Below are 19,952 nucleotides of genomic sequence, written 5' to 3' on the forward strand. Positions count from 1 at the left end.
TATAAATCTAATTTCCTTTTTTATAATCTGCTAAGAATTTTTCTAAACCAATATCAGTTAATGGGTGCTTTAGTAATCCAGAAATTGAACTTAAAGGTCCAGTCATAACATCAGCTCCTAATTTTGCACAATCTATAACATGCATTGTATGACGTACAGAAGCAGCTAAGATTTCAGTTTCAAAAGCATAGTTATCATAGATGTGACGAATCTCCGCAATTAGGTTTAATCCATCGGTAGAAATATCATCTAAACGACCAATAAATGGCGACACATATGTCGCACCTGCTTTAGCAGCTAATAATGCTTGACCTGGAGAAAACACTAAAGTTACGTTAGTTTTAATCCCTCTATCTGAAAAATATTTACATGCTTTAACACCATCTTTAATCATTGGCAATTTTATAACAATCTGGTCATGAAGCTCAGCTAATGCCTCACCTTCTCTAACCATGCCATCAAAATCTGTAGAGATAACCTCTGCAGAAACATCACCATCTACAATATTGCAGATATTTACATAATGCTTTAAAATATTATCATGACCTGTAATGCCTTCTTTTGCCATTAAAGACGGATTAGTAGTAACACCATCTAAAATACCCATATCTTGAGCTTCTTTAATCTGCTCAAGGTTGGCTGTATCAATAAAAAATTTCATTTAATATAATTTGAATTGTTGTGTTTAATTTCGGCGAAGTTACAACAATTGGGTTCTTTAAATTCAATTTGAAATAAAAAGAAATTAACTTTTATTCAACAGGAATAAATAATAGTTTTTTACTAGAATCATCGATGCCTATTTTTAGTGTATCATTAAAGAATAGTCTATGAAAATGACCATCATTAATTCTAATAGTCTTAGTGTATTTTACTTTATCAAAAAAAGTATCCTTTTCCAAAATCCTGCAAGCTTCTTCTTTAAAAACTTTTGAGCATGCTTCTATTTTCGAGTTTTCATGATAAAACATATGATATACCTTAACCCGTGGCGTGCAAAAAACTTCAATCTCTTTTACATCTGAGTTACCAATTGATTTATAGGCATGGTAATGTGGTGCGGGTGTCATTAATGGACAAGAATAGAATAATAGACACGCTAAAATTGTAAAAATAAAATATCTATTAGTTTTACTGGTAAGCATAAATAGTAATTTAGCAGCAAACGGAGAAACCTTATAAAGATTATAAAGGTTTACTCATTTACAAACAAGGTGAAGTCTCTTCTCGCACTATCATTACATGTTGGGCTTGAGTCGTAATAACCATCCTCAAAGCGCTCTACAGATAGAAATACCGTAAACTCAAAAGCACCTGTTTCTTCTGGAACACCAATAAGTTCTATGCTTCTCGCAAAGAAGACAGCATCAACACCTAATGGCAAGTCTCCAATAATATCGAAGAAATAATCATAAGAGTTATCGTTAGCAGCATTATCAACCTCAGCTGTAATACGTTGAAAATAATTTTCGTCTAGTGTAGCACTAGAAATAGAAGTTTCATTAATTTCTGGATTTACTCCGAATAAGCATTCTAAAGCTTCATCACAAGATAATAAGGCTAAAAAAGAAAATAATAAGATAAAAGTAGTTTTTGATTTCATGACTGATGCTATTTTTTAGTTATCAATCACAAAAAACATACCAAAACTGTTACAAATCGTAATGGTTCATTAATAATTTTTCATAGACCTTATCTGGAAGTATTCTTTTTAGCACAATAGAAAACTTCTGCATAAAAGCGCCAACTTTATAATGAATTTTTGGGTTTTTAGAATTTATGATTTTAAAAATCACTTTTGCAACTTCATATGGGTTTCCTCCAGAATCTACATGGGCATCCATAGTATTAAGACTATCTCCATAAGATTTTTTATAAGGAGAATTTTCCATAACTGGTGCATGATAGCGCCCTGCAGCTATATTTGTAGCAAAGTCTCCTGGTGCTAAGTTACACATGTGTACTCCAAAAGCTCTAAGTTCCATTCTAAATGCTTCTGTTACCAATTCTAATGCACCTTTGCTCGCACTATACACACCTCGATAAGGCAAACCCATATATCCGGCAATAGATGTGATATTTATAATTAAACCACTTTTCTGCTCTCGCATACTAGGCAAAACAGCCTTAATAACATTTATTGGTCCAAAAAGATTAGTTTCAAAATTGCGCTTTATTTCTTCATCAGGAATTTCTTCCATAGGCCCTGTAATTCCTGCACCAGCATTATTGATTAAGACATCTATTTTACTTTCTTTTTCTATAACTTTATTAATACACGATGCAATAGTTTCAGGTTTAGTAACATCTAAAGCAACTAACGGAAATTGGCTATCTCTATAATTATTAGGGTTACGACTTGTGCCGTAAACAATAAAATCTTTAGCTTTTAAAAACTCGCCAATAGACTTTCCAATTCCTGAAGAACCACCAGTAATTAAAACAACTTTAGACATAGAATAGAAAATTTAAGTAAGCAAAATACAAATTTATACGTCACTTTTGGGTACAAAAAAAGGCAAGCTACCTACATCACACCGCTACGACCGCATACCTTTGCTTCGTTCCCGACCTGGAGGATTCCGCAGGAGCTGGTTGTGTAGGACTTGCCGGCTGCAAAGATACAACCTTTTAATACTTTCACAATATTTTTTTAATCCTATTTTTTATAAATATCTTGCCAAAAATTAGATACAATTCATGTTTAGATTTAAATATTTAGTAGTCACACTTTTAGGTTTATTTTTAATTGGTTGCGCTAGCGAGAAACCTCAGCTTTCAGTAAAAACATCAGCAAAAAATAATAAAGCTAGACTTGGAGAAACAGTTAAGTTATCACTCAATAATCCTGATGGCGTTAGTATTAACTCTATTAATTACCTATTAGAAGGAGAGACTATTACTGAAAATTTAAAGCTTAATAATAAACTAGGCAAACAAGATTTAGTAGCGAAAGTTATCTCCGGAAATGACACTATTATTGCTAAAAGTAATCTAGTTGTTCTCGATAGAAAAGACCCAGAGTTATACGCCTTCCCTAATACCAAGAATTATAATAAAGCTAATTATACTGTCGAAATAATAAATACTTATCCCCATGATGAGACTTCATATACCCAAGGATTAGAATTCCATAATGGAGTACTTTATGAAAGTACTGGACAGTTTGGCGAATCTAAACTCAGAAAAGTCGATTATAAAACTGGTGAAGTTCTTAAAAATTTAGATTTAAAAAGTGGTTATTTTGCCGAAGGCTTAACCATTTTAGACAATAAAATTTATCAATTGACTTGGAAAGCTGATACGGGAATCATATATGACTTAAATACTTTTAAAAAACTCGGAATCTTTAGATATAATCAAAGTAAAGAAGGTTGGGGCTTATGTAATGACGGTAAAACGTTATACAAATCTGATGGTACCGAAAAAATATGGAATCTTAATACTTCCAACTTTACAGAGGATGATAAAATTGAAGTCTATACCAAAAAAGCTAAGGTTGGAAGGTTAAATGAATTAGAGTGGATTAACGGAAAAATATATGCTAACCTTTACACAACTAACTTTATAATAATAGTTAACCCAAAGAATGGCTCTATCGATGGTATAATAGACATGGGCGAATTAACTAAGCAGATTCCAAATTATTCAAAGGATGATAATGTACTTAACGGTATTGCCTACAATCCTGATACAGAAACCATCTTTGTAACTGGAAAACGTTGGGATAAACTTTTTGAAATTAAAATAACTAAGAAGTAATAGTTGCAAACCTTCCAAAAAGAAATAACTGTTTTTCAAACAGATCTAGATCAACTTAATCATGTCAATAACGTACGTTATGTCCAATGGGTGCAAGATATTGCAGAAGCGCATTGGCTAAAAAATGCATCAAAAGAGATATTAGATAAGTACTACTGGTTTTTGGTAAAGCATACTATAGATTATAAAGGGCAAGCATTTCTTGGTGATAAGATTCTTATCAAAACCTTTGTAGATTCTTCTGAAGGTGTTACCTCAATCAGAAAAATTGAGATGTATAACCAGACTTTAGATAAACTAATTATAACTTCAGAAACTAAATGGTGTCTTTTGGATAAAAGTACACAACGACCAACTCGTATAACGCCAGAAATAGCAGAATTATTTAATTAACATTATCTTAGGTTAAAGTTTTTTTAAATACTCGTGTTGCCTAAAAATATTGGGCGTAATTGCAGAGCAACTAACCATTCAAATATGCTAAAACGCCTCTATCTAATAGTTTTTATTTGCTTTTCTTCATTTTCATATGCCCAAGAAGTAAATGGTATTGTTTACGATGCCGAAGCCAGAGTTAAAGGCGTTAAAGTCTTAAACATTTCTAAGAAGATACTAACCGCTACTAACGACCAAGGCGAGTTTACTCTAAAAGCAAATGTGAATGATACACTAACATTTCAATCCGTTTTCTACAAACCAATTATGGTTATTGTAAAACCAGACTATTTTGAAGGCACATACGTTTTTGAACTACAGAAAATAATTAATGAACTAGACCCTGTAAATATTAAAGATAAACCCAAAGCAAAGCTTTTTGGAGAAAAGGCTTTCAATGCTAACCTAAAAGAGGTCATAGCAATTGATAAAAAGAAAGAGCCTCAAAAATATAATGCAGCACCTAAATATGGTTTGGACTTTATACAAGTCGCTAAATTAATTGGTAAGCTTTTTAAAAAGAAAAAGAAGAACATCCCAAATACTTTAAAATACAATCAGTACAAGCTACTTTTTTCTGAAAATAATTTTTTCACTAAAAAAATGCTAACAGAAGATTTAAAGGTCCCAGAAAAGTATCATTCTCTATTTTATGAATTCTTAGAGGAGAAAGCAATCCCTGAATCAAAGCTCAACTATAATATGCGTCTTCAACTTCTCAACGATTTTACCATGCATAGCCAAGAATTTTTATTAATAGTTGAGATGGCTGAAGAAAAAGTAAAAGATTAATTATTCTTTTCTTTTCCATACTAAATCATAAATTGAAAAGTTATATTTTTAGCCTGAATTAATATGTTCACTTTATGAAGCGATTGCTATACTTCTTTATCTGTTTTGGATTATTAATCTTTTGGAGTTCTTGTCGTAACGATTTTGAATTCTCTCCAAGTACAGGAAATCTTGAATTTGCTAGAGATACCGTGTATTTAGATACCGTTTTTAATAATATTGGCTCTAGCACATATAATTTAAAAGTTTACAATCGCAGTGATAATGATATTGTTATTCCAACCATACAGTTAGAGCGTGGTACTGCTTCTTTTTATAGATTAAATGTCGATGGAGGTACCGGCGAAGAAAACACTCCTCAAGAAGGTAAGTTTTTTGAAAATGTAGAATTACTCGCCAATGACAGCCTTTTCATTTTTATTGAAACCACTATTGATATTGCTACTCTCCCATCCTTAAATAACGAGTTTTTATACACCGATAGAATTTTATTTGATGGTGGAAGCTATCAACAAGATGTAGATTTGGTGACCCTTGTAAGAGATGCGGTTTTTATATATCCCGATTTTCAAGGCAATAGCACCACTTTTGAAAACCTAAGTTTTGATGTCGATGGTGATGGTATAGCAGACGAAACCCCGTTACCAGGACGTTTCCTTACAGATGCAGAATTAACCTTTACCAACGAAAAACCTTATGTGGTATATGGCTATGCTGCTGTAGATGAAGGTAAGATTTTAACTATGGAAGCTGGAACACGTGTCCATTTTCATGCAGATTCTGGGATTTTAGTGACTAATAATGCAACTCTAAATATTAATGGTACAGCAAGTACAGACCCAGAACTCTTGGAAAATGAAGTTATCCTTGAAGGCGATAGATTAGAACCTATTTTCTCGGATGTGCCAGGACAATGGGGAACTGTTTACCTTTTTAATGGCAGCGTAAACAATACCATTAATCACGCAACCATTAAGAATGCTACTATTGGTGTTTTAGCTGAAGGCAATGATGATGCTCCAACTGATAAATTGATAATTACAAATTCTCAGATTTATAACACAAGCTCTTTTGGGCTTTTAGGAAGTGCCACTTCAATTACTGCAGAAAATGTGGTAATTAATAACTCTGGGCAATCCTCTTTTGCAGGAACTGTTGGTGGCAAATACAACTTTACGCATTGTACTATTGCAAATTACTGGAATAATAGTTTTAGACAATTTCCGGCACTATTACTAAATGATTTTGCACAAATAGATGAATCTACTATTGGTACAAATCCTTTGGTTGAAGCCAATTTTAATAATTGCATCATCTACGGAAATGATAACCCTGAATTTATTTTAGACCAACAAGGCGATACGTTTAACTTTAAATTTACCAATTGCCTCTTACGTTTTGATAATTCTAATTTAGAAGGAACTACCAACTACGTTTTTACTGATGACACATTTTACGATAGTAATATCTTTAACGAAGACCCAGATTTTGAAGCGCCTTTCGATAACCTAATGCGTATTGGAGAAGATTCTGGAGCTAACGGTATTGGTAGTACACTATTTTCTATGCAGGTCCCATTTGATTTATTGAACGCCTCTCGTGCTGCATCACCTGATGCTGGTGCTTATGAGAGTGTTGTTTTTGAGGATTAACTCAATACAAAATTATAAATCATTATACATAATAACCTTTAAGCTAGAGTCTAATCGTTTAAGCTCTTCACTAACGGCTTTTGCGTGACCAGCACCGACAATTAATACGCTACGATTTACATTATTTTCTTTTAACACTTCTAATATGTTTTTAGCCATATTTACATTTCTATCATCCCACTTTTTTTGTTGTAACTCATAATCATCCCCACTGAACCCTTCGTATCGCAATGAATTAATTCTATAATAAGAGTCAAGCGTTGATGGTTTATTCATATATCTTCCCAATGACCAAGACAAGCCAGCAAAAATATTTCCCCAAGTATCTTTTCGCATAGCTTTTTTAAATGCTTTTTTACCTTCTTTAGTTCCTGACTTCATAGCACGTTGCCATGCAGGCCAATAACCTTGATAACCAGCATGACTATCTACGCCATAAACAGATTTTAAATCTAGTTGACGCATTAACTGAAAGGTTAAATCAGGATTTTGGTTACCGTATGGTTTAAATTTCTTTGTAGCACCATGCCTCGCAAAATAGCGGTACATTCTATGATTTCCTTGATTTCCTCTACTCAAATAATAGTCTTGCAGTTTCCTAAATTGTAAGCTATCTAATTCCTTGTTAGAAGTCTTAATTAATTTCGCTATTTCTTCTTTATCAATCTTATAAGACGCTTTTTTCTTAAGATAAGCCTCTTTAAATTTAGAATTCCACTCACCCATAGCTGCTGTATCGCCCGTTTTAGAATACTCAGCCATGATTAACTCAGGTCTATACTTTAATATCTTCTTAACCATAGGCTTATAAGCACGTTTTACAATACCTGGAAGTTGGTGCATATCACCTACTATTAATACTTCTTGCTTTTCTTGAGAAAATGAAAAATTAAAAGCTATTAGCAATACGCTTATTAATTTGATTAAGTTTTTAGCTTTCATGAGTTATAGATGTGTTTGTGACTTTAATTTTAAGGTTTAAGAGTGCCCTTTTTACTGTGATTTTTTAGCTAACCATTCACTTGTAGGTACAACTTCAAAATAAGGGTTAGCGTTAAACAAGTTTTCTATAATTGGAATATGGTCTGCTCCCATTATCAAAAATATGGCATCATCATTTTCATAATCCACTTGGTTTATCATTTTGGTATATATAAGTATATTTCGTCTATACCAATCAGTTATTACTTCAGCACCAAGCAAGGTATTATCATCTTCATAATTATAATAATCTGTACTACCCATCAATGGCCAATTAGAAATATAGCTTGCATGTGATGCATTCTTCACTTTATCACTATTTATCCATCGTATGTAATCTAGCAGACTAACACTTTGCATTAATGAGTCTTCATCAATAATATCTTCTTGTCGCTCTACAGTACCAATTCGTTTTCCTTCAATAATATCCTTTTGATTATTATTTTCTGCGTATTCGTATGCTATATTATTTAAATAACCATATCTACCTGGATGATCGCATAAATAGACACTATCATGATTAAGTTGCCTTGCAACTCTAAAGCCTACTTGGAAGATTTCATTCTTAACTTTAAGTGGTCTATCCATTTGCCTATACTTGCTATATAATGAGTTCATTTTATTTTGAAACTCAAATTCTGGTTGTCGCTCCAAGAACACTTTATTCGGTTTTCCGCTAGCTATAATGTTACTGAGTTTTTCAATACTTTTTTGATGTATAGAATCTAGAACATTATACGTTGAATCTGTTTGCGCAAAATGAAAGGTCCCTAACAAATAAACTTTAATCGTTTTGGAGTTAGAAACTTGATTAATTTCGTCTTTGTTTTCTTTATGACTTTCACAACTAAAAATCAATAGGATAAAAACTAGAAGGATATTTTGAATTCTACTTGACATAGTCTCATTTTTAATGTTAAGTCAAAATTCTAATACTTTTCCATTAAAAAGAAAGAGAATCTGTGAATGAAAGAAATGTCTCGGTCAAATTTTGAACTACTTAATGAATAAAGTTTACAGACAAAATTTTAAAGTTCACAGATAACCCTCTCATATAAGCCTATATTTAATTAGTTTCGCAATTATGAAAATGGATATCAAAAAATTAGCATTATGTTTTTTTCTCTATTACATAGTAACTGATGTATTCAGAGGTATTATTAATTCAAATTCTTTTAGTGAAGCTTTAGTGTATAATTTACAACCAAGGATTATTGCTTTAACGATTTCTGTAGGTTTCATATTCTTTTTATTTACGATTTCTTCATACTTCATATTTTTTAAGAGATATAATAAGAAACCGTTTTGGAGTAATTTATTAATTACGGTTTTGATTGCGATACTTATTATCTTTTTAAGATACTTTTTAGAGGAAATTATTTTTAGACATTTATTTGGATTTGGAAATTATAATAAAGACGTATCTCTAAGCTATTATTTGATAGATAATTTCTATTATGCCTTTCAATATTGTGCACTTGGAATCATCTTCTACTTCTGGCAATATTCAAAATTTAAAGATGAAAGTAATAGTCAGTTGTTATTAGAAAAGCAGCAAATGGAGCTAGATTTATTACGCTCTCAAACTAATCCTCATTTTTTATTCAATACATTAAATAATATCTATGCATTAATACATACAAATTCTGATAAAGCCTTAGGCGCCATTGAAAAACTATCGTCCTTGCTAAGATATTCATTATACAAAACCAAAACTGATGTATTACTCGAAGATGAAATATCACAAATTAGAAATTTTATAGACCTAGAAAGCTTCAGGCATAAAGAGGAACCAAATTTAAAATTGAATATAGAAGGAATTACTAAAGGTGTCCGAGTGCCTCAATTTTTATTATTACCATTTGTAGAAAATGCTTTTAAACATGGTAAATTGCATAGTCATAACCTACCAATTACAATTACATTAGACGTTACTGACATGAAAATAAAATATATGGTTACCAACGAAATAGAGCAAAAGAAAAAGGATAAAGTTGGCGGAATAGGTTTAGATAATTTAAAAAAACGATTAGAGCTTTTGTATCCAAAGAACCATATGTTTTTATGTAAAGCAGGGAATTCAGCATTTACTGCCCAACTCGAAATACCTTTGCAATGACTTGTATTATTATAGACGACGAACCTTTGGCTATTGATTTACTAGAATCCTATGCTTCTAAAATTGAAGACTTAGAAGTCATTGGTACTTTTAATAATGCGTTAGATGCACTAAAAATACTTCGTGAAAAGTCAGTTGATTTGCTGTTCTTGGATATACAAATGCCCGAGATTACTGGTGTAGAATTCAAAAAAATAATAAGCCCAGATATAAATGTAATTTTTACTACGGCATATTCGGATTATGCATTAGAAAGTTATGACTTAAATGCCGTTGATTATTTATTAAAACCTATAACCTTTCAACGCTTTATACAAGCTGTAGAAAAAGTAAAGAAAAAAAGTGCAGCCTCAATTACAAATGATAATAGTGAGTATCTATTTGTAAAAACGGAATACCGTCATCAAAAAATATTTTTTTCAGATATTTTGTTTCTTAAAGGCTTGAGCGATTATGTATCAATCCAAACTAAAAGTGGCAAAGTTTTGACATTGCAAAACATGAAAGATTTCGAAAAGAACTTACCGAAGGACAAATTCATTCGTGTGCACAAATCCTACATCGTAAGCTTAGAACATATAGAATACATAGAACGCAATCGCATAATTATTCAAGGAGAACATATACCAATTGGTGCAACCTACAAAGATGCGTTTTGGGCTAAAATTAATGGATAGATTTACCCATTAAATAAAGGTCTATCGCTCATTAGATTATTTACTTTTTCAGCAACAGTTTCAAGTACAGTTTCATTATCATGATTGGCAATCACTTCATCAATTAAGTCAACCACATAAGCCATATCCTCTTCTTTAAGACCACGAGTTGTAATTGCTGGTGTACCAACTCTAATACCCGAAGTCACAAACGGAGATTCTGTATCAAAAGGTACCATGTTTTTATTTACGGTAATATCTGCTTTCACTAGTGCTTGTTCTGCCGCTTTCCCTGTGATGTCTTTATTACGCAGGTCAATTAACATCATATGGTTATCAGTACCATTAGAAATTAAGTTATAATCCTTAGCCACAAATGCTTTAGCCATCGCATCAGCATTGGCTTTCACTTGTAGCATATAATGTAAAAACTCGTCGGTTAAACATTCGCCAAAAGCAATTGCTTTGGCAGCAATGATATGCTCTAATGGCCCACCTTGATTTCCAGGGAATACTCCAGAGTCTAAAAGACCAGACATTTTACGCAAGTTTCCATTCTTGAGTCTTAACCCAAATGGATTTTCAAAATTTTCACCCATCATTATAAGCCCTCCACGTGGTCCACGCAATGTTTTATGCGTAGTCGTTGTTACAATATGGCAATGTGGCATTGGGTCATTTAAAATTCCTTTTGCAATTAACCCTGCTGGATGCGAAATATCAGCGAGTAAAAGTGCACCAACATTATCAGCCACTTCTCTAAATTTTGTAAAATCAATATCTCTTGAATACGCAGAAGCACCGGCAATAATCATCTTTGGCTTTTCCTTTTCAGCCATATCAGATAACATCTCATAATCGATATATCCTGTGTCTTTTTTTACACCATAAAATGTTGGTCTATATAAACGTCCAGAAAAATTAACTGGTGACCCATGTGTTAAGTGACCACCATGAGATAAATCAAAACCTAAAATAGTATCTCCAGGCTTTAAACATGCATGATATACTGCCGTATTAGCTTGACTTCCTGAGTGTGGTTGTACATTGGCATATGCAGCACCAAATAATGTTTTAGCACGGTCAATGGCAATATTTTCAACCTCATCTACGACTTCACAACCGCCATAATAGCGCTTACCAGGATAGCCTTCAGCATATTTATTAGTTAATACAGAACCTGCAGCTTCCATAACCTGCGGACTTGTAAAATTTTCTGATGCAATAAGTTCTATGCCATCAATCTGACGCTCTTTTTCAGCTTCAATTAATTCAAATATTTGTTCGTCGCGTTGCATATAGTTTAATATGATGTTAAATGAGTTTCAAAAATACGAATTACATTAGTTTAAATTTGAAAAATCACGTAGATTTGAATGTAAATAATCAACATTTAATCAACAGAAGCCCTATGCCTTTATCAGCAAATAATCCAAACAGAACATCATGGTTATACGTTAACAAATATTCTGATTTTCCAATTCAGAATATTCCCTTTGGTGTGTTTCTAACTAAAGATGATATTATTACTATCGGAACACGAATTGGTGATACAGCCATTGACTTAGGTGCTTTGCATCAATTGGGTTATTTTGAAGGTATTCCACTGACAGATGATATTTTTCTTCAAGATTCTTTGAATGACTTTATTGCAGATGGAAGAAAAACATGGAGAGCTGTTAGAAACAGAATTGCAGAAATTTTTGATAAGAACAATGATACTTTAAAAAATAATACGGCACATAAAGAAACTATTTGCTTCCGCTTGGATGAGATTGAAATGAAAATGCCTGTACTCGTTGGTGATTATACCGATTTTTATGCAAGCAAAGAGCATGCTACTAATGTTGGGACAATGTTTCGAGGTGCAGAAAATGCTTTAATGCCAAACTGGTTACACATGCCAGTCGGATACCATGGAAGAAGTTCTTCGATTGTAACAACACATACGCCAATACATAGACCACAAGGACAAACACTTCCTGAAGGTGCAGACAAACCTGTATTTGGACCAAGCAAATTGGTAGATTTTGAATTAGAAATGGCATTTATAACCACTGATGCTAACGACCTTGGAGAGCCAATCCCTATTGATGAAGCTGAGGAATATATCTTTGGTTTAGTGGTGTTCAATGATTGGTCTGCTAGAGATATTCAAAAGTGGGAGTATGTTCCACTAGGCCCATTTTTAGGCAAAAACTTCGCTTCATCAATGTCACCATGGATAGTCACTTTAGACGCTTTAGAACCTTTTAGAGTTGAAAGTCCAAAACAAGACCCACAACCGCTTCCTTACCTAAAGACAAAAGGTAAGCATAGTTTTGATATTAAATTAGAAGTTGGCATACAACCTAAAGATGGTAAAGAAACGACTGTATGCAAATCCAACTTCCAATACATGTATTGGAATATGGCACAGCAATTGGCGCACCATACAGTTAATGGTTGCCCTGTAAATTCTGGTGATATGATGGGTAGTGGCACCATATCTGGACCGACAGAAGATTCTTACGGTTCTATGCTAGAATTATCATGGAAAGGCACAAAACCTCTTAAAATGAAAGACGGTACTGAACGCAAATTCATTAATGATTACGACACTGTTATTATGCGCGGCTATTGCGAAAATGACGATGTTCGCATTGGTTTTGGCCAAGTAAAAACACAGTTATTACCAGTTTTTAACCCAAAGAAAAACAAATAGTTACCAATAAATAGAATAAAAAAGTCCAGTTTTTAGCTGGACTTTTTTATGTTTGGCATAGCTATTGAAATCTACAATATAATCTCGATTATCGAGTGAAACCTTAAAAACCTACGATTATGAAAAAAACTACTCTATTACTCGTATTAGTTGCATTCGTCGTTTCGTGCGGATCAAAGAAAAAGGTGGAACGCGCCCTAACATCTGGTAACTATAATGAAGCCATTTACAAAGCTGTAAAAAAGTTAAGCACTAACAAAGAAGCAAAACGTAAGCAAGACTACATTCTTTTGCTTAAAGATGCTTACGATAAGGCCAACGAAAGAGATTTAAATGCTATTGCTAGTCTAAAAGCCAGTAATAATCCTGAATACTACAAGCGTGTTTTTGAAACATACAATGCTTTAGACCAGAGGCAGAATGCTGTTAGACCGCTCTTGCCATTGCGTATAAAAGGTCGTGAGGTGTTTTTTAAACGCACTGATTTTACAAATGATATAGTCGAAGCCCGTGAAAATGTCTCTGATTATTTTTATGAAAAAGGTATTGCACTTTTAGAAGGCGATGATAAATTTCAAATAAGAGATGCTTATAACACCTTAGCATATATTGAAGATATAAATCCTAACTATGAGAAAACGCGTGAATTGATGCAAGAAGCGCATGAGCGTGGAACTGTCCATGTGATTGTCGCTATAGAAAATCAGACGAATCAAATCATTCCAAGACGTTTGGAAGATGCCCTATTGGATTTTGACACCTATGGTTTAAATCAATTTTGGACGGAGTATCATGCATACGAAAAAGATAGTATGGTATATGATTATGCCATGCAATTGCGATTGGCAAGAATAAATATTTCTCCAGAACAAATCAGAGAACGTGAAGTTTTACGCCAAAGAGAAGTCAAAGATGGATGGCAATATCAATTAGATGCTAACGGTAACGTTGCAAAAGATAGTCTTGGTAATGATATTAAAGAAGATAAAATTATAACTGTTAGAGCTCGACTTTTAGAATTCGAACAATTTAAACAAGCCGAAATTTTAGCCAATGTTGTTTTTACTGATTTAAAAGCTCAAGAAACTATCGAGCAGTTTAATATAGATAGTGGTTTCATTTTTGAGCATTTCTATGCCACCTATAGAGGTGATAGACGCGCACTAAACAGTGATGATAGAAACATAATTAGAAATCGTCCAGTACAATTTCCAACTAACGAACAAATGGTATTTGATTCTGGTGAAGATTTAAAGCTAAAGCTGAAGGATATTATTTCGGATTATAAGTTATGATCAACAAAAAAAGCCTCGATATATCGGGGGCTTTTTCTCGTCTTTTCTTTAATTTCACAAAACAAAAAACATGTTATGAAACTCGTATTTGCTACTAACAACCTTAATAAACTAAAAGAAGTACAAGTTTTAGTACCAGATCATATAGAGTTACTAAGCTTATCGGATATTGATTGTAACGAAGACATTCCTGAAACACAACCAACTATAGAAGGCAACGCTATCCAAAAAGCAGAATATTTAGTTAAAAATTATGGCTACGATTGTTTTGCTGATGATACTGGTCTCGAGGTCGTAGCACTTAATGGCGAACCAGGTGTCTACTCGGCACGTTATGCTGGACCACAACGTGATGCCAACGACAACATGGATAAGCTTTTAGCCAACTTAAAAGATAAGCCTAACAGAAATGCACAATTTAAAACCGTAATTGCTTTACATCTTAATGGCAAATTAAAAACATTTACAGGCATCTGCAAAGGCGAAATCACTACAGAAAAAAAAGGTGGTAAAGGTTTTGGCTACGACCCTATTTTTAAAGCTGAAGGCTACACTGAGACTTTTGCTCAAATTTCTTTAGAGGAAAAAAACAAGATTGGACATCGCGGAAAAGCAGTACAACAATTAATTGTTTTTTTAAATAACCTATGATAATCATATGCCTTTCAAAACCTTAATTTCTTCAGTTGTAATAATGCTATCTATTTCTTTGTGTAATGCACAATCAGAAGAAGATAAAGTTACAAAAACGTGTAATCAATTTATTCAAGGTCGAAAGCTATTAAGAGTAAATGATTCTTCATTAATAAAAAGTGTTGCAAGTGATTCATTATATGAACTTTTAATGCTCAACGACAAATATGCAAAAATGCTGAAAACGCGTATTATTGGAGCAGATTTAAACATGAAAGTAAAGTCTGTAGAAATTAATGATGATTGTGCCAGTTGTTTAATGACAAGCTACGAATATTATAAAATCCACCTTTGCAAAGACGACAATGACATATGGCGTATTAAAGGCGAAAACAGCATATTCCCAACTAAAAAACGTATAAATCGGGCAAAGAGAAAAATTATAAACTACAGAAAACAACAGGAATTAAAACCTAAAACAGACTCTATTATAAAGGCTGTAAATATCTTTTTTAAAAAGATTGACAGTTATTTTCTTGAAGAAGAGATAAAACCATTAAAATCAATAACAGACGATGATACCTATCAATTTTTACAGACGTTTTATGAGTATGCTAAACAACGTAATGGTTTAGAAATATTACATAAAGAACTCAAAGCACAAGACTTTACAGTTGGTGATTACTACAACGAAAATGGCTTTACAGAATTTAAGTTTTATAAAGAAGATATAACACTCATCTTAGAAAAAAATAGTGATAACGAATTTATAATTGTAGGTTTCAATGGTTATAAATCTTCAACTATAACAGAACCAATCATGAAATCACTCTATCTAGAGTTTCTACGTGCTATGAAATTAGTACGTAAACCTAGATATAGAAACAAAGACCTAAACTAATAGAATTCACTTCATTAAAAAGAAAGTATTGATTATTATATTAATTGTAATTTTAAATCATCAAAAAACACTTTCAATATGTTTAGAATTAAATACTTGGCAAAATTATCTGTCCTTATATTTTTTTTAATTTCTATTTCTAAAGTATCTGCACAAGCAAATCCAACATATTCTGAAGCCGTAGAATCCAGAATTAAAGCTGTAGAAAATAATCTTCGGGATAAACCTATGGATTCTAGCGACGTCACTCATAATCTTTCTGAACGGATGACCTTTCATAATATTCCGGCGGTAAGCATAGCCGTTATCAAAAACTATGAGTTAGATTGGGCCAGAGCTTATGGTTTTGCAGATAAAGAAGCGCAAATTCCTGCAACTACAACTACCCTATTCCAAGCAGCATCCATAAGTAAGTCTTTAAATGCCGTTGGTGTTTTAAGATGGGCCGAATCCAATAATATCGACTTAGAAGCAGACATTGACACCTTTTTAAAAAGTTGGAAACTAAAATCTAGAAAAAAAGCGAATGGCAAGACTATAAGTATCGTAAGTATATTATCACATTCAGCGGGTTTATCTAGACATGGTTTTGGTGGTTATGAAGTTGGTGAAGTGCTTCCGACTACGCAGCAAATTTTAGATGGTAAAAAACCTGCAAATACAAATAAAGTAAAATCCCTTTTTGAACCCAATACAAAGTTTAAATACTCTGGAGGCGGCACAACCATAACCCAACTCATTTTAACTGAAAACACAGGAGTTGATTACGATACGTATATGAAAGAGCAAATCTTGAATCCTTTAGGAATGACCGAAAGTTTCTATACACAACCACCACCAAAAGATGCGGCATTAGCTACCGCGTATTGGTCTAAGGGCGAACCTCTAGATACAAAGTATCATGTGTATCCTGAAATGGCTGCTGCGGGTTTATGGACAACACCTACAGATTTGTCAAAGTATATTATAGAGATGCAAAAGTCTTTAAAAGGTGAATCCAATAAGCTGTTATCTAAAGACATGACTGTAAAAATGATGACCCCATATTTAAAAGGCGAAGCAACAGGTTTTGGTGTTTTTATTTCTGAAATTTTAGGGAAACAATATTTCCAACATGGTGGAAGTAACGAAGGTTTTAAGTGTCATTACTATGCCAGCTTAGAAGGTGGCAATGGTGTGGTTATTATGGTGAATTCTGAAAATTACGACATCATCACAGAGATTATAAGAAGTGTTGTTAAAGTTTACGAATGGTAAACTGTTGATTATTAAGTATTAAAAAACTAACTTCGTTTATGTCAGACTGAGCTTGTCGAAGTCACGTCCGATATAGATAATTATAATTGCTAGTATATCTTTGTAATTGCACACTTTAAAAATAATTTATGAGTAAATGGTTAATAAGAAAAGCATCAGGCTCTAGATCTAAATATAAGTCAAATGGCGATTACTCAGATAATCGAAATTCTGGCGGAAGTCTTGAATTTGATAATCTTCCACAAAGGGAATCAATGCGAAACAAAAATAATCACAAAACCTATCTAGATACCACTCTAGTTAAGAGATGGTTAAACTCTAAGATTGGACAAGATTTTGATACAATATATTCGGAATTTTTAACAAGAATTCAACCCAAGTACTTGGATGAATATCGTGAATGCATATATTGGTATGTAACAAAAGCAGAAGATGTCGAAATTAAGAAAAATGGCGAAATTTGGGGTAAATGGTATGGACAATTTGTAAAGCTTCCATACTCAAGACAAATGTCATTTTATGTACATCCAATAACAAATAAACTGGTTAAATTATTAAAGTAAACGGACTACATCAACTTGCATAAGTTTAGGGTTGTATTCTAACTTATTGCTCAACACAACGAAACTATACAGAAGTCCGTTAAGCGCACCTTCAAATATGCTTTAAAAACTAAGTCAAATAAAAGTGTATCTTTGCACGCTGAAAGTCAAAGGATAAGATTCAGAAATAAATTCGGAATTAATTCAAGTAAAAAATTTGCTAAGCAAATCTAGCTTTCATTAATTTCCTCAGGGTGAGGATGTGTTACAAGAAGTCTTAGGTTAAGTATGTCGATTCGCTTCTTATGTAACACCACATAACATAATCGAATACTTACACAAAAGAATGAGTACATTCCAAGAACTCGGTCTTAATGAAGACCTATTGAATGCCATCACAGACATGGGGTTTGTAAACCCAAGTGATGTCCAAGCACAAGCCATCCCATTACTATTAAACGAAGAACGTGACTTAGTAGCATTAGCACAAACAGGTACCGGTAAAACTGCTGCCTTTGGTTTCCCGATGTTACAAAAAATTGACGTCAGTAGCCGTACAACGCAAGGTTTAATCTTATCACCTACTCGTGAGCTTTGTTTGCAAATTACAAACGAGCTTAAGCAATATGGTAAATACTGTAATGGCTTAAACGTCACTGCTATTTATGGTGGTGCTAGTATTACTGACCAAGCAAGGCAAGTAAAACGTGGTGCACAAATTATTGTAGCTACTCCTGGTCGTATGAAAGATATGATTAGTCGTAAACTAGTCGATATTTCTAAAATACAATACAGTGTTTTAGATGAAGCTGATGAGATGCTTAATATGGGCTTCTACGAAGACATTACAGATATCTTATCGCATACACCAGATGATAAAAGCACATGGTTATTCTCTGCAACTATGCCTAGAGAAGTGGCTTCTATTGCAAAAAAATTCATGTACGACCCGTTAGAAATTACCGTTGGTAATAAAAACGAAAGTACAAGTAACGTTTCTCACGAATACTACTTAGTAAATGCAAGAGACCGTTACCAAGCTTTAAAGCGTTTAGCAGATGCACATCCAGATATATTTTCTGTAATTTTCTGTAGAACAAAACGCGATACTCAAAAAGTTGCTGAAAACTTAATAGAAAGTGGCTATAGCGCTGGCGCATTGCATGGAGATTTAAGCCAGAATCAACGTGACTTAGTCATGAAGTCTTTCAGAAACAAACAAATACAAATGCTTGTGGCAACTGATGTTGCTGCTCGTGGTATTGATGTGGATGATATCACACACGTGATTAATTACCAATTACCAGATGAGATAGAAACGTATACGCACCGTTCTGGACGTACAGGTCGTGCTGGTAAAACAGGTGTTTCTATGGTCATTGTTTCAAAAAGTGAATTGCGAAAAATAAAAAGCATTGAGCGTATTATTAAAAAGCAGTTCGAGAAAAAAGATATTCCAAGTGGTACTGAGATTACCGAAGTACAATTAATGTCTTTGGCTAATAAAATTCATACTACAGAAACTGGTGACGAAATAGATAAATACTTAGAAAGTATCAACGATTTATTTGTAGACACCTCTAAAGAAGATTTAATTAAGAAATTTTTCTCTGTAGAGTTTAACCGCTTCTTTAATTACTATCAAAAATCTAAAGATTTAGGCACCGTTGATGCTAGAGATGGTGGCGAAGGAAGAGTATCTTCAAACGATACACGTTACTTTATTAATGTTGGACGTAAAGATGGTTTTGATTGGATGAAGCTAAAAGACTTCTTAAAAGAAAAACTAGAATTAGGACGTGATGATGTCTTTAAAGTTGATGTTAAAGAGAGTTTTTCTTTCTTTAATACTGAGAAAACCATGCAAGAAAAAGTATTGGCGTTCTTTACAGACTTTAAGCACGAAGGTCGTTTTGTAAATGTTGAAGTATCAGAGAACAAAGGCAGAAGCGGCGGTGGTCGTAGACGTGATGGTGGAGGCCGAAGAAGAGATGGCGGCGGCGGACGTAGACGCTCTGATGATAGACGAAGTGAAAGACGCTCTAGCGATAGAAATGATAGAAAACCAAGACGTTCTGATGATTCTGGTAACAGAGGCGATAGAAGAAGCAGACGCTCTAACGACGATAAACCAAGAGGAAGACGCTCAGAAAATTCTAATTCAAACTTTTCGGGTTCTGATAGACCAAGACGCTCAAGAAGAAAATAAAATATTGTAAAAAG

The 19,952-nt window shown here is 33.3% G+C and carries 20 protein-coding genes and 1 other RNA gene; 13 read left to right on the plus strand and 8 right to left on the minus strand.

The features are described 5' to 3' along the window. Positions 1-7: 7 nt before the first annotated feature. The 5 genes from fsa to ffs form a co-directional block, all read right to left on the minus strand. On the minus strand, positions 8-661 hold the full coding sequence (gene fsa / locus Q0770_RS04250; RefSeq protein WP_299114353.1) for a fructose-6-phosphate aldolase: 654 nt from the start codon (positions 659-661) through the stop codon (positions 8-10). 91 nt (positions 662-752) lie between these two features. Beyond that, a complete protein-coding gene (locus tag Q0770_RS04255) occupies positions 753-1,145 on the minus strand; it encodes a hypothetical protein (RefSeq protein ID WP_299114355.1) in 393 nt (130 codons plus the stop codon). A 50-nt stretch (positions 1,146-1,195) separates the two neighbouring features. Then, complete coding sequence (locus Q0770_RS04260; RefSeq protein ID WP_299114357.1) at positions 1,196-1,603, minus strand: hypothetical protein; 408 nt, start codon at positions 1,601-1,603, stop codon at positions 1,196-1,198. Positions 1,604-1,652: 49 nt separating this feature from the next. Continuing rightward, entirely contained in the window at positions 1,653-2,456 is an 804-nt protein-coding gene (locus Q0770_RS04265; protein ID WP_299114359.1) for an SDR family oxidoreductase, read from the minus strand. 57 nt (positions 2,457-2,513) lie between these two features. Further along, positions 2,514-2,612, minus strand: an RNA gene (gene ffs, locus Q0770_RS04270) — signal recognition particle sRNA small type. 88 nt (positions 2,613-2,700) lie between these two features. On the opposite strand from ffs, the gene Q0770_RS04275 reads away from it, so the two are divergent. The 4 genes from Q0770_RS04275 to Q0770_RS04290 all read left to right on the plus strand — a co-directional run bounded on the left by Q0770_RS04275 (position 2,701) and on the right by Q0770_RS04290 (position 6,641). Continuing rightward, positions 2,701-3,762, plus strand: a complete 1,062-nt coding sequence (locus tag Q0770_RS04275) for a glutaminyl-peptide cyclotransferase (protein WP_299114361.1) — start codon at positions 2,701-2,703, stop codon at positions 3,760-3,762. A 3-nt stretch (positions 3,763-3,765) separates the two neighbouring features. Next, on the plus strand, positions 3,766-4,155 hold the full coding sequence (locus Q0770_RS04280; RefSeq protein ID WP_299114363.1) for a thioesterase family protein: 390 nt from the start codon (positions 3,766-3,768) through the stop codon (positions 4,153-4,155). Positions 4,156-4,239: 84 nt separating this feature from the next. After that, the gene (locus Q0770_RS04285) at positions 4,240-4,989 is read left to right on the plus strand and encodes a hypothetical protein (protein WP_299114365.1); all 750 of its coding nucleotides are present in this window, start codon (positions 4,240-4,242) and stop codon (positions 4,987-4,989) included. 74 nt (positions 4,990-5,063) lie between these two features. After that, on the plus strand, positions 5,064-6,641 hold the full coding sequence (locus Q0770_RS04290; protein ID WP_299114367.1) for a hypothetical protein: 1,578 nt from the start codon (positions 5,064-5,066) through the stop codon (positions 6,639-6,641). A gap of 12 nt (positions 6,642-6,653) precedes the next feature. Here Q0770_RS04290 and Q0770_RS04295 read toward each other — a convergent pair whose 3' ends face one another. Then, entirely contained in the window at positions 6,654-7,583 is a 930-nt protein-coding gene (locus Q0770_RS04295) for a DUF5694 domain-containing protein (protein WP_299114369.1), read from the minus strand. Between the two features lie 51 nt (positions 7,584-7,634). Further along, a complete protein-coding gene (locus tag Q0770_RS04300; RefSeq protein ID WP_299114371.1) occupies positions 7,635-8,522 on the minus strand; it encodes a DUF5694 domain-containing protein in 888 nt (295 codons plus the stop codon). A gap of 184 nt (positions 8,523-8,706) precedes the next feature. Here Q0770_RS04300 and Q0770_RS04305 point away from each other — a divergent pair, with 184 nt between their 5' ends. After that, on the plus strand, positions 8,707-9,741 hold the full coding sequence (locus tag Q0770_RS04305; protein WP_299114373.1) for a sensor histidine kinase: 1,035 nt from the start codon (positions 8,707-8,709) through the stop codon (positions 9,739-9,741). Next, positions 9,738-10,418 carry a LytTR family DNA-binding domain-containing protein gene (locus tag Q0770_RS04310; protein ID WP_299114375.1) on the plus strand — a complete coding sequence of 227 codons (681 nt, stop codon included), beginning with the start codon at positions 9,738-9,740 and terminating at the stop codon, positions 10,416-10,418. Before Q0770_RS04305 ends, Q0770_RS04310 begins: the two co-directional genes overlap by 4 nt. A gap of 2 nt (positions 10,419-10,420) precedes the next feature. Here Q0770_RS04310 and glyA read toward each other — a convergent pair whose 3' ends face one another. After that, the gene (gene glyA / locus Q0770_RS04315) at positions 10,421-11,695 is read right to left on the minus strand and encodes a serine hydroxymethyltransferase (RefSeq protein WP_299114377.1); all 1,275 of its coding nucleotides are present in this window, start codon (positions 11,693-11,695) and stop codon (positions 10,421-10,423) included. Between the two features lie 113 nt (positions 11,696-11,808). On the opposite strand from glyA, the gene fahA reads away from it, so the two are divergent. From fahA to Q0770_RS04350, 7 genes are all read left to right on the plus strand, one after another. Then, positions 11,809-13,101 (plus strand): fumarylacetoacetase, encoded by a 1,293-nt coding sequence (gene fahA, locus Q0770_RS04320; protein WP_299114379.1) that lies wholly within the window; start codon positions 11,809-11,811, stop codon positions 13,099-13,101. Between the two features lie 119 nt (positions 13,102-13,220). Then, positions 13,221-14,396, plus strand: a complete 1,176-nt coding sequence (locus Q0770_RS04325) for a hypothetical protein (protein WP_299114381.1) — start codon at positions 13,221-13,223, stop codon at positions 14,394-14,396. Between the two features lie 75 nt (positions 14,397-14,471). Further along, positions 14,472-15,047 carry a non-canonical purine NTP diphosphatase gene (locus tag Q0770_RS04330; protein WP_299114383.1) on the plus strand — a complete coding sequence of 192 codons (576 nt, stop codon included), beginning with the start codon at positions 14,472-14,474 and terminating at the stop codon, positions 15,045-15,047. A 7-nt stretch (positions 15,048-15,054) separates the two neighbouring features. Continuing rightward, complete coding sequence (locus Q0770_RS04335; RefSeq protein WP_299114384.1) at positions 15,055-15,930, plus strand: hypothetical protein; 876 nt, start codon at positions 15,055-15,057, stop codon at positions 15,928-15,930. Between the two features lie 78 nt (positions 15,931-16,008). Further along, complete coding sequence (locus Q0770_RS04340) at positions 16,009-17,187, plus strand: serine hydrolase (protein WP_299114386.1); 1,179 nt, start codon at positions 16,009-16,011, stop codon at positions 17,185-17,187. 128 nt (positions 17,188-17,315) lie between these two features. Beyond that, on the plus strand, positions 17,316-17,750 hold the full coding sequence (locus Q0770_RS04345; protein ID WP_299114388.1) for a hypothetical protein: 435 nt from the start codon (positions 17,316-17,318) through the stop codon (positions 17,748-17,750). A 325-nt stretch (positions 17,751-18,075) separates the two neighbouring features. After that, on the plus strand, positions 18,076-19,938 hold the full coding sequence (locus tag Q0770_RS04350; protein ID WP_299114390.1) for a DEAD/DEAH box helicase: 1,863 nt from the start codon (positions 18,076-18,078) through the stop codon (positions 19,936-19,938). Positions 19,939-19,952 lie beyond the last annotated feature (14 nt).

The sequence above is a fragment of the uncultured Winogradskyella sp. genome, from assembly GCF_947501905.1.
GTDB lineage: Bacteria > Bacteroidota > Bacteroidia > Flavobacteriales > Flavobacteriaceae > Winogradskyella.

What these genes read in the sequence shown, in the direction of transcription:
- fsa (WP_299114353.1), bottom strand. Translation starts at nt 661, where the DNA reads ATGAAATTTTTTATTGATACAGCCAACCTTGAGCAGATTAAAGAAGCT.
- Q0770_RS04255 (WP_299114355.1), bottom strand. Translation starts at nt 1,145, where the DNA reads ATGCTTACCAGTAAAACTAATAGATATTTTATTTTTACAATTTTAGCG.
- Q0770_RS04260 (WP_299114357.1), bottom strand. Translation starts at nt 1,603, where the DNA reads ATGAAATCAAAAACTACTTTTATCTTATTATTTTCTTTTTTAGCCTTA.
- Q0770_RS04265 (WP_299114359.1), bottom strand. Translation starts at nt 2,456, where the DNA reads ATGTCTAAAGTTGTTTTAATTACTGGTGGTTCTTCAGGAATTGGAAAG.
- Q0770_RS04275 (WP_299114361.1), top strand. Translation starts at nt 2,701, where the DNA reads ATGTTTAGATTTAAATATTTAGTAGTCACACTTTTAGGTTTATTTTTA.
- Q0770_RS04285 (WP_299114365.1), top strand. Translation starts at nt 4,240, where the DNA reads ATGCTAAAACGCCTCTATCTAATAGTTTTTATTTGCTTTTCTTCATTT.
- Q0770_RS04290 (WP_299114367.1), top strand. Translation starts at nt 5,064, where the DNA reads ATGAAGCGATTGCTATACTTCTTTATCTGTTTTGGATTATTAATCTTT.
- Q0770_RS04295 (WP_299114369.1), bottom strand. Translation starts at nt 7,583, where the DNA reads ATGAAAGCTAAAAACTTAATCAAATTAATAAGCGTATTGCTAATAGCT.
- Q0770_RS04300 (WP_299114371.1), bottom strand. Translation starts at nt 8,522, where the DNA reads ATGTCAAGTAGAATTCAAAATATCCTTCTAGTTTTTATCCTATTGATT.
- Q0770_RS04305 (WP_299114373.1), top strand. Translation starts at nt 8,707, where the DNA reads ATGAAAATGGATATCAAAAAATTAGCATTATGTTTTTTTCTCTATTAC.
- Q0770_RS04310 (WP_299114375.1), top strand. Translation starts at nt 9,738, where the DNA reads ATGACTTGTATTATTATAGACGACGAACCTTTGGCTATTGATTTACTA.
- glyA (WP_299114377.1), bottom strand. Translation starts at nt 11,695, where the DNA reads ATGCAACGCGACGAACAAATATTTGAATTAATTGAAGCTGAAAAAGAG.
- fahA (WP_299114379.1), top strand. Translation starts at nt 11,809, where the DNA reads ATGCCTTTATCAGCAAATAATCCAAACAGAACATCATGGTTATACGTT.
- Q0770_RS04325 (WP_299114381.1), top strand. Translation starts at nt 13,221, where the DNA reads ATGAAAAAAACTACTCTATTACTCGTATTAGTTGCATTCGTCGTTTCG.
- Q0770_RS04330 (WP_299114383.1), top strand. Translation starts at nt 14,472, where the DNA reads ATGAAACTCGTATTTGCTACTAACAACCTTAATAAACTAAAAGAAGTA.
- Q0770_RS04335 (WP_299114384.1), top strand. Translation starts at nt 15,055, where the DNA reads ATGCCTTTCAAAACCTTAATTTCTTCAGTTGTAATAATGCTATCTATT.
- Q0770_RS04340 (WP_299114386.1), top strand. Translation starts at nt 16,009, where the DNA reads ATGTTTAGAATTAAATACTTGGCAAAATTATCTGTCCTTATATTTTTT.
- Q0770_RS04345 (WP_299114388.1), top strand. Translation starts at nt 17,316, where the DNA reads ATGAGTAAATGGTTAATAAGAAAAGCATCAGGCTCTAGATCTAAATAT.
- Q0770_RS04350 (WP_299114390.1), top strand. Translation starts at nt 18,076, where the DNA reads ATGAGTACATTCCAAGAACTCGGTCTTAATGAAGACCTATTGAATGCC.